The 1943-nt window shown below is 35.2% G+C and carries 2 protein-coding genes; both read right to left on the bottom strand.

Annotated elements, in window-relative coordinates; translation table 11 throughout:
- On the bottom strand, positions 1-1380 hold a 1380-nt coding region (locus tag Megvenef_RS09200; protein ID WP_322777626.1), incomplete at its 3' end, for a DUF4158 domain-containing protein.
- Positions 1380-1943 (bottom strand): tyrosine-type recombinase/integrase (locus Megvenef_RS09195; protein ID WP_322777625.1); only part of this gene is annotated, 564 nt, incomplete at its 5' end. The genes Megvenef_RS09200 and Megvenef_RS09195, both read right to left, overlap by 1 nt.

The following is a 1943-nucleotide window of genomic DNA, read 5'->3' as shown; positions in this document are numbered from 1 at the left end:
ATTTATATTACCTTGTTTTATTTCGTCCCTTATTTTCAAATAAAGCGCACATTCCCACGTGTGCCGTTCAATATTTTTCTTGCTGTTAATCACGAGTTTTTTTAGTTGTTTAGGGATGAATTCAAGTGGGACATTATCAGGCAGTGTTCGTTTATTATCTTCATTCAATTTATTCAACACATTCAAAGCTTGTAGCGTATTTGATTTCGTATTTTTTGATTCATGCTGCAAAGCCAGCAAGGAGAATAGCCTTGGAGTGAATTGCCTGAAGTAGGAGTATTTGTTGGTAAACGCTTTGAAAACTTGAGTTTTTTTTCCATTTAATAAAGTATGGATTTCAGGTAAATCTCTTTCCAGCTCATCAGGAAATCGTTCATACAGAACAAGGCGTAATTGAGAATCAGGAATCGTTATATCACGTATAACTCCTTTTATCTCTTCGTAATTTGCTAATGATTCTCTGATCATAGCTTCATTCTGTTTAAATTCTTTATCCACTTGATTATTTGCTCGTGTATGTGCAGCATTCATCAATTTAATATAACTTGATATCAATAAATCTATGTTATTTTGATAAGCTTCTTTGAGAAAACAGATTAATGCAGTATACCTTCTGGTTGGCTCCATTTTTTTTATTCGATCAGCGGAGCAACGTTTAACCTCATTGGCCAGGGTACGTTTATAATTATTATTCACATGTGATAAATCGATCTGTAATGCACCAGTCGCAATAATACACTCTGATCGTTCTACTAAATTCAATATAGTGTCTGGTGACGCATTTTTGACAGGGGATTTTAAATTTTCAATAGGTGAATAATATGCTATAACTTCTAGTAATACATCGAGTTTATTAATAATATCTGGGGATAAGCACATATGGATTTTATCAAATAATAATTTCCTTGCTGAAGAACGTTGGGTTCTTATTATTCGTAACAAAGTATCTTCAGCAGGAAGCAACATTTTTAAATCCCGCAAAAATTCAACCGACTTAATTTGTAATAAACTAATCGGTTCAAATTGTAATGCTTGTTGAAAAATAAAATCTTTTAGAAGCATTTGTGTTTGCTCGTTAAAGGCATTGTATTGTAGATACGTGATGATTGTTTTTTGATGAGCTGATATTTTTTGTCTATTCAAATATAAGCAAATAATTGTGCTGTCTAATGATAATTGCATGCCTGCATAAATCACTATTTCTTCAATAATCTCAAAAGGCGACTGACAAGGTGCTGTGTTCAGTAATTTAATAAAAATGAGCTGATAGGCAAATCCTAACTTATTGTGTTCGCCTCGGCATTTGTTGATCAGAGAAAAATCCATGTTACTCAATTTACCGTATTCAATGAGGCTGTATTGCGAAAAACTCTTACTCATTAATCAGGCCAAAGATGAGTGAATTTATCCGCAGATAACTCGGTGTATCGAACCGTATGACGTATATTTTTATGACCAAGATATTGTTGTATGGTGCGCGTATCTTGGCTATCATTTGCTAATTTGTATCCTGTTGAATGTCGAAGCATGTGCGGATGAATCGAAAAGCCTAACTGCGCTTCCACCCCGGCTCTAGCAACAATTTTTCTAAATGTTGAGTCGATCATTGGGCTACCTCGTTCGGAAATAAATACATAGTCTGTCTGCGGATAAGCTCGTTTTATTTTACGTAATGCCCTGAGTTCTGGGCCAAAAAGTGGGTGTACTGAATTGAGACCATTTTTTCGCCGATTGACCTGCATTAAACCTGAGGTCAAATCGATCTGTTGCCAACGTAGTGATACCAATTCAGAAACACGCAATCCGTGACGATAAGCTAACAAAATCATCGTCGCATCTCTATGGCTGTGTCGACCTTGTTTTTTTGAAGCGTCAATAAGTTGATCGATTTCATGCGGAGTTAAAAACTCACGTTCACGACGCTCAATATTTGCAATTTTTTT

The organism is Candidatus Megaera venefica (assembly GCF_034554655.1).
GTDB classification, from domain to species: Bacteria; Pseudomonadota; Alphaproteobacteria; order Rickettsiales; family Rickettsiaceae; genus Megaera_A; species Megaera_A venefica.
The sequence above is the reverse complement of the archived record's forward strand: the minus strand, read 5'-3'. Positions and strand labels throughout refer to the sequence as shown.